Source organism: Bilophila sp. 4_1_30, from assembly GCF_000224655.1.
GTDB classification, from domain to species: Bacteria; Desulfobacterota; Desulfovibrionia; order Desulfovibrionales; family Desulfovibrionaceae; genus Bilophila; species Bilophila wadsworthia.
This window is the reverse complement of record NZ_JH114236.1, coordinates 34,888-42,976: the sequence shown is the minus strand read 5'-3', so window position 1 is coordinate 42,976 and position 8,089 is coordinate 34,888. Positions and strand designations below refer to the sequence as shown.

At 60.0% G+C, this 8,089-nt stretch carries 4 protein-coding genes; 3 read left to right on the top strand and 1 reads right to left on the bottom strand.

Annotated features, from left to right (window positions below; translation table 11 throughout):
* Nucleotides 1-43 precede the first annotated feature (43 nt).
* Complete coding sequence (locus tag HMPREF0178_RS18665) at nt 44-3,265, bottom strand: DEAD/DEAH box helicase (protein ID WP_009369126.1); 3,222 nt, start codon at nt 3,263-3,265, stop codon at nt 44-46.
* Nucleotides 3,266-3,581: 316 nt separating this feature from the next.
* Between HMPREF0178_RS18665 and HMPREF0178_RS18660 the strand changes: the two genes are divergently transcribed.
* The 3 genes from HMPREF0178_RS18660 to HMPREF0178_RS18650 all read left to right on the top strand — a co-directional run bounded on the left by HMPREF0178_RS18660 (nt 3,582) and on the right by HMPREF0178_RS18650 (nt 8,042).
* A complete protein-coding gene (locus HMPREF0178_RS18660; RefSeq protein ID WP_009369125.1) occupies nt 3,582-5,216 on the top strand; it encodes a peptide-binding protein in 1,635 nt (544 codons plus the stop codon).
* Nucleotides 5,217-5,285: 69 nt separating this feature from the next.
* Nucleotides 5,286-7,502 (top strand): bifunctional (p)ppGpp synthetase/guanosine-3',5'-bis(diphosphate) 3'-pyrophosphohydrolase, encoded by a 2,217-nt coding sequence (locus HMPREF0178_RS18655; protein ID WP_005025895.1) that lies wholly within the window; start codon nt 5,286-5,288, stop codon nt 7,500-7,502.
* A 3-nt stretch (nt 7,503-7,505) separates the two neighbouring features.
* Complete coding sequence (locus HMPREF0178_RS18650) at nt 7,506-8,042, top strand: DUF456 domain-containing protein (protein WP_009369124.1); 537 nt, start codon at nt 7,506-7,508, stop codon at nt 8,040-8,042.
* The last annotated feature ends 47 nt before the right edge of the window (nt 8,043-8,089 follow it).

The following is an 8,089-nucleotide window of genomic DNA, read 5'->3' as shown; positions in this document are numbered from 1 at the left end:
AAACTTTCTAAAGAAAGTTTCCCTCGCCCCCTCCAATTTTTTTCTAAACCTCAAACAGCATTTCGAGGTCTTCCTTGGTGAGGGACTTCCACGTGTCCTGACCGGGGATGACGGCCTCGGCGACGCCGCGCTTCATTTCCTGAAGCTTGAGGATCTTCTCTTCCACGGTATTCTGGCAGATCAGCTTGTAGGAGAACACCTGACGCGTCTGGCCGATACGGTGGGTACGGTCGGTTGCCTGGCTTTCCACGGCGGGGTTCCACCACGGATCGTAATGGATGACGTAGTCCGCTGAGGTCAGGTTGATGCCCGTGCCGCCCGCCTTCAGGGAGATGAGGAAGATCGGGATTTCCGGGCTGTTGTTGAAACGGTCCACCTGATCGAGGCGGTCCTTGCTGGTGCCGTCCAGATAACAGAAGGGGATGTCCGTCAGCTGGAGCCAGCCGCGGATGATCTGCAGCATCTGCACGAACTGCGAGAAGACCAGCACCTTGTGGCCGCCTTCCACCACGTCGAAGATCATATCCTTGAAGGCCTCGAACTTGCCGGAGGGCAGGCTCCCGGTGGAGAAGCCGGGCATGTCCACCTTGAGCAGGCGCGGGTGGCAGCAGATCTGGCGCAGCTTGAGCAGCGCGTCGAGGATGGACATCTGGCTCTTGGCCATGCCCTTGCTCTCGACGTCGGCCAGCACCTGATCGCGGAGCTTCCGGGTCAGGGCCGTGTAGAGTTCGGCCTGTTCGTCCGTCATGTTGCAGTACGTCACGCTCTCGATCTTCGGCGGCAGATCCTTGGCCACTTCGGCCTTGGTACGCCGCAGGATGAACGGCTTCACGCGGGAACGCAGGTATTCGAGGCTTTCGCCGTCCCCGTCGCGGATGGGCTTGACCACGCCGCGCTGGAACGCGTGCTGCGAGCCGAGGAATCCGGGCATCAGGAACTCGAACAGCGACCACAGTTCGAACAGGTTGTTTTCAATGGGCGTACCGGACAGGCACAGCCGCATCCGGGCCTTGATGGAACGCACCGAGCGCGCCGTGATGGTGTTCGGGTTCTTGATGTTCTGCGCTTCGTCAAGGATGATCGAGTTGAAGTAGTGCTTTTCCAGCTCCTCAAGGTCGCGGCGGAGCAGGGCGTAGGTCGTCACCACGATGTCGGAATCCGCCACCTTGCGGAACATGCCTTCGCGGCGCGTGCCGTAGATGATCAGCCGCTTGAGGTGGGGCACGAACTTTTCGGATTCGCGTTCCCAGTTGGGCAGCACGGACGTGGGCACCACGATGAGGTTCGGGCCTTCATGCCCGTGGTTGACCATATGCTGGATGAACGACAGGGTCTGGATGGTCTTGCCGAGGCCCATTTCGTCCGCAAGGATGCCGCCGAACCCGTATTCGCTGAGGAAGTTCAGGTACGAAACGCCTTGCAGCTGGTAGTTGCGGAGCGTGGCGGTCAGGCCCTTGGGCGTGCTGACGGGCTCCACTTCGGTGAAGTTCCGCACCTTCTCACGCAGCGAGTTCCAGAAGGAGTCGGTCTCCGCATTGGGCAGATCGTCGAGCAGGTTGTCGAGCACGGGGGCTTCGAACTGCTTGAACTGGCGCTTGGGCGGCTTGGTGGGGTCGAAACCGAGGGCCTGCAGCTTGTGGGCCAGTTTTTCCAGCCACGACTCGGGCAGGCTCGTGTAGGAGCCGTCCTTGAGCTGCACGTAACGGCGGCCGCGTACCCATGCCTTCCAGATGCGCTCCAGAGGCAGGTGCTGGCCGTCGTATTCCACATCGATATCGAGGGTGAACCACTTTTCCTTTTCGTTGCTCTCCACCTTGGCGGAAATGACCGGCTGCGACATGCGCACTTTGTAGCGGGTGAGGGCCTTTTCGCCGTACACGCGCCAGTTTTCCACCAGCGTGGGGTAGGAGTCGAGCAGGAAGGCGATGGCCTCTTCCGGTTCCATGAACCACAGCCGGGTGCTTCTGGGCTGGAAGTGCATTTCCGCGAGCTGCGCCATGAGCGCGGCCTCTTCGGTCTGATCGCGGCGCACGAGGAAGGTATGCCCTTCAAAGACGTAACTGCCCGTCTGGAAGTCCGGGTTCGGGCCGGGGAGGACGAATTCGCCGTGCACCGTCTCATAGGTGTTCTGGACTTCAAGCGTAAGCAGGCTGCCTTCCTCGTCGAGGAACAGCTTGGGATCGTAGGTCGCGGGCTGGAAGATCGGGCCCATGATCTTGAGGAATTCGTCGGGCTCGTAGAGCTCGGAGGCGGGCAGGCGCGCCCACACCCGGTCGAGGAATTCCGAAATGTTGTCCTGCGGGACCACCGGATGGTCGGCGACAAGCTGTTTCACCAGCGAGGGGGAAAGGCTGGTCTGCACCGGGTAGAAGCTCTGGTTCCAGCACACCCACAGGGGCATCTGCCCGTGGAAGGTGATTTCACTGTCCTCTTCCGAAATGGAGAAGGGTTTCTTTTCGCCGCGCTGGAGCAGCACGTCGAAGCGCAGCCCGTCCTCGTCAAGGCCGGGGCGCAGCTTCACGGTGAGGGGCGTGCTCACGATGGTGCACGGGATGTCCGTGTCCTTCCAAAACATGTAGTATTCGCGGCGGATGGCCCAGAAGAACCACGAAACGAGGCCTTCCGGAATTTCGATCCGGTGCCCGTAGTAGTCGAGGTAGTGGCCGATCTGGCGGGCGACCTGCAAGAGCTGGGGAGACTGGTCACACCACTCGGGATTGCGCAGGATCTGCTCCAGCGACGTTTCCTGGTGGACGGAGGACAGGCCGGTCTTGTTCTGCCGTGCCCGGAAAAGCGCCACAATGAGGCGGCCCGGTTCGGGATAAAACCGGAAGATGAAGTAGTGGCGTCCGGTTTCCGGCTCCAGCGAACTGGAGAAGAAACTGCGGAAGCTCTGGCGCCATTCGGTGTTGAGGCGCTGCGGCTCCTCGGGCGCGCCATAGTCCTTGTCGAGATCCGCAAACATCTTCAAGGCGGTGGCGGCCACGTGACGGCAAACGCCCATGAACGCTTCATGGCAGTTGCAGTTATACGAAATCTGGGAGTCTCCCGGATTCAGCATCAGGTGGGGCGAATAGTTCTGGAAGTCCTCGCCCTGGACGATGCCTTCCACGTCCCAAGAGTCGCCTTCCTTACGGATGGTCAGCTTGTGGACGCCGCCGCTGTTCAGTATTTCCTGTCCCGTATCCTTGATGTATTCAGGGACGGAATCTTTCAGGAAGCCCTGGATCAGGGCTCTGGCGGCATTTTCCTCACGTACGTTCATTTTTTCGGATGTCCTTGCTTCTGTCATGGCACTTTTAAACAGCGTATCCTTGTTTGTTGTGCATAAGCCTCGTCAAAACGGCAGATCCCTTGTCGACAGTTAGTCTATGGGTACGGATGCTTGCGGCATAACTGATAAAGTGGGATAGATGCCCGGGCAGAACGATGCGCTCCGTAGAATGCGGAAGAGGATGCACAGAGGCATAAGCGACGAGTCTTATATTATCGTTGTATGCCAAGAATCGTCTGTTTTCAAGGGTACGCAAGTATGTTATGGCCATTTTCGAGAAAATATTTACAAATGACCCGGAATGCGTATGAAAAAGAGCTTGCTGATTCTGTTTTTCACCTGTTGGGCGCTGTTTTTTGCGGCGTTTCGCCCTGTTATGCCCTTTGCGGCGGAAACGGCGGCCTTCCCGGACGGCACCCCGGTCACAGGAGGGCGTATCCTGATGGGCACCATCGGCGAGCCGTCCAACCTCATCCCCTATATGGCGTCCGATTCCGCCTCTGGAGAGATCACCGGGCTCCTGTATGTGGCTCCGCTCAAGTACGACAAGGATCTGAACGTGGTCCCGTGGGCCGCCGCGTCCTATGAGGTGCTTGAGGGCGGCAGGCTTCTCCGCTTCGTCCTGCGCGACGATATCCGCTGGGAGGACGGCGTGCCTCTGACGGCGGACGATGTGGAGTTCACCTATAAGCTCATGATCGATCCCAAGACGCCCACGGCCTATTCCGGGGACTTCCTGGCCATTGAATCCTTCAAGAAGACCGGGCGGCTGTCGTTCGAGGTGCGTTATGCCAAGCCTTTCGCCCGCTCCCTGATGACATGGATGGGGGCCATTCTGCCCAAGCACGTGCTTGAGGGGCAGGATATCATGACCACTCCCGTGGCCCGCAAGCCCATCGGCGCGGGTCCGTACCGGCTTGCCAAGTGGGACGCCGGTTCCATGCTCACCCTTACGGCCTCGGATACGTATTTCGAGGGCCGTCCCAATCTGGATGAGGTGGTGTACCGGATTATCCCCGATCCCTCGACCATGTTTCTGGAACTGAAAGCCGGAAAACTGGACATGATGTCCCTCTCTCCCCAGCAGTACCTGCGCCAGACGCAAGGGCCGCAGTGGGAACGGGACTGGCGCAAATACCGTTACCTGTCGTTCAGCTATACCTTCCTCGGGTTCAATCTGGAGCATCCTTTTTTTAAGGATGTGCGCGTACGCCGGGCCATTTCGATGGCCATCGATCGCCAGTCGCTCATCGACGGCGTGCTGCTCGGGCAGGGTGTGCCCACGGTCGGGCCGTACAAGCCGGGGACATGGGCCTATAACGACAAACTGACGCCGGTCCGGCAGGATGTGGACGAAGCCCGCAGGCTGCTGGACGAGGCCGGCTGGAAAAAGAATAAGGACGGCCTCCTTGAGCGGGACGGCAAACCGTTCCTGTTTACCATCCTCGTCAATCAGGGCAACGATTCGCGCATCAAGGCGGCGATCATCATCCAAAGCCAGCTCAAGGCGCTGGGTATCACGGTGCATATCCGCACGGTGGAATGGGCCGCCTTCATTAAGGAATTTGTCAATAAAGGGCACTTCGACGCCATCATCCTTGCCTGGACGATCACCCTCGATCCCGACATCTATGACGTATGGCACTCTTCACGGGCCAAGCCCGGCGGGCTGAACTTCACGGGCTACCGCAACGCCGAGGTCGACGAGCTGCTCGTGGAGGCCCGGAGCATGACCGATCAGGATCGCCGCAAGGAGCTCTATGACCGCGTGCAGGAGATCCTCGATGCCGAACAGCCCTACTGTTTCCTCTACGTCCCCTACGCGCTGCCCATCGTGCAGGCGCGGTTCCAGGGCATCAAGCCCGCGCTGAACGGCATCATGTACAATTTTGATCGCTGGTGGGTTCCCAAAGACTTGCAGAGGTACCATGTTCGGCCTTAGAGTTTCTATACCGTCGCACAAAACCTTGCGCGGCGGTGATCATGCACCATCAGCCCACAGGACGAGTCCATGAGTACAGTTGAAGCTCCTGCCTCCCATCTTCCCCTGCCGATGCAGAACATCCTGAGCCGGCTGGCTGCCAATTCCACGGAAGCGGAACAGGCGCTCGTACGCAAAGCCTATGCTTATGCCGCAGCGGCCCATGCCGGGCAGGTGCGGCTTTCCGGCGAACCCTATCTCTCGCACCCGCTGGCCGTGGCCGAAGTCCTTGCCGAGCTCGGTTTCGACGCCCATTCGGTGGCCGCCGGGCTGCTGCACGATACGGTCGAAGACACGAAAGTCACGCTCGAAGAGGTTGACGCCGAGTTCGGCGAACAGGTCGCCGACATCGTGGACGGCGTGACCAAGATCAGCATGATGACGTTCGACAGCAAGGAAGAGCAGCAGGCGGAGAACATCCGTAAAATGATCCTTGCGATGTCGCACGACATCCGCGTGCCCATCGTCAAGCTGGCTGACCGCGTGCACAACATGCGGACGCTCGATTTCCAGAAGGCCCACAAGCGGCAGCGCATCGCGCAGGAGACGATGGACATTTACGTGCCCCTCGCCAACCGCCTTGGTCTGCACCGGCTCAAGCTGGAACTTGAAGGCCTGAGCTTCAAATACATACACCCGGACGTCTACGCCCAGATTTCGGACTGGCTGGAAAGCAATCAGGTGGTCGAGCGCCAGCTCATCGCCAAGATCATCGCCAAGCTGGAAGGCATCCTCAGCTCCAACCAGATCGAAGGTACGGTCTGGGGCCGCATCAAGCATATCTACAGCATCTACAAGAAGATGACCGAGCAGAATCTGACGCTCGACGATATGCACGACATTCTGGCTTTCCGCGTCATCGTCAAGGATGTACGCGACTGTTACGCGGTGCTCGGCCTTGTCCATGCGCAGTGGAAGCCCGTGCCGGGCCGCTTCAAAGACTATATTTCCATGCCCAAGGCCAACGGCTACCAGAGCTTGCATACCACGGTCATCGGGCCCGAGGGCGAGCGGATCGAAATCCAGATCCGTACCGAGGAGATGCACCGTCTGGCCGAGCACGGCGTGGCCTCGCACTGGCTGTACAAGGAGCGCCATCACGCGGTCAGCGTCAAGGACGCCCCGGAATTCGAATGGCTCCGCGAGATCGTCAACCGGCAGGGGCAGGAATCCGACTCCAAGGAATTCATGCACACCCTGCGCATGGATCTCTTCAAGGACGAAGTCTATGTCTTCACGCCCGCGGGCGACGTAAAGGAACTCCCCGAAGGTGCGACGCCGCTGGACTTCGCCTTCCTTATCCATACGCAGGTGGGCAGCCGGTGCGTGGGCGCGAAGGTCAACGGCAAGCTGGTTCCGCTGAATACCGCGCTCAAGAGCGGCGACACGGTGGAAATCATCACCGACAAGAACCGCCGCCCGAGCCGGGACTGGCTCAAGATCGTCAAGACCGCCAAGGCGCGCAGCCGTATCCAGCAGTACCTGCGTACCGAGGAACGCGCGGCGGCGATGGGCCTTGGCCGCGAAATGCTGGAAAAGGAAGCCCGCAAGGCAGGCATCAACCTGAGCAAGGCCGAGAAGGACGGGCATCTGAGCACGCTGGTGAACAGCCTTGCCGCCGGGTCAGTGGACGAGCTGATGGCCTCCATCGGGTACGCGCGTTTCACGACCAAGCAGGTGGTGAAGCGTTTGCAGGCCATTGTTTCGCCGCCGGAAATCCTTGAAACGCCCGATGCCGTGGATACTGTCGTCTCCCACCGCAAGCGCAAGGAGCAGAGCCCGCCTCCTCCGCCCAAGACGGGCGGCATCTCCGTGCGCGGCGTGGACGACATGATGGTCCGCATCGCCCACTGCTGCAACCCCGTGCCCGGCGATTCCATTGTGGGCTTCATCAGCCGCGGGCGAGGCGTGATCGTCCACACGGCGACGTGTCCGAACATTCAGGAGATGGAGCCCGATCGCCTCGTTTCCGTGCAGTGGGACGGCCACGAGACGCAGCCCTTCCCGGTGCGCATCCATATCATGGCCCGCAACCAGAAGGGCTCGCTGGCGGACATCGCCATCGTGCTGCGCGACGAGGACGTCAACATCGACGGCTGTCTCTTGCAGGCGCTGGTGGACGGGCGCTCCGAGATGGAAATGGTGGTGCAGGTGCGCGACGTGGCGCATCTTTACCATGTCATCGACCGGCTGCGTCATTTGCCTTCGGTCATGGAAGTGCTGCGTAAGACGGCGAACGAGGAGTAGCCCGTGGAGGTTCTTTTCCCAACCATTTTCCTCGTTCTGCTCGGTTTTGTCCTTTTGCTGAACGTGATCACGCTTCCCGCCAACTGGATCATGCTCGGCCTCATCGGGCTCTGGAGGTTTGCTTATCCCTCCCCCGGAGACATGGGCGTTTTTTTCTTCGCCATGCTTGTCGGCCTTGCCCTATTTGGGGAAGTCATCGAGTACATCGCGCAAGGCTGGGGGAGCAAGAAATACGGTTCGAGCACCAGCGGCATGTGGGCGGGCCTGCTTGGCGCGCTTGTCGGCGCTCTGGCGGGGCTTCCCCTGCTGTTTGGCCTTGGCGCGTTCATCGGCGCGCTCGTGGGCGCGTGGATCGGCTGTTATCTCATGGAGCGCTACAAGGGCCGCAACGACTACGAAGCCCGTCAGGCCGCCAAAGGCGCGCTGGTGGGCCGATTCCTCGGCATCGTGGTCAAATGCGGCATAGGTGCCGTCATGCTCGGCCTTACCTGTCACGCTATTTTTCAGGTGCCGGTGTATCCTGAGGTGACGACGTTTTAGGAACCGGGGGAAGGGAGGAAGAAACTTTCTATAGAAAGTTTCTTCCT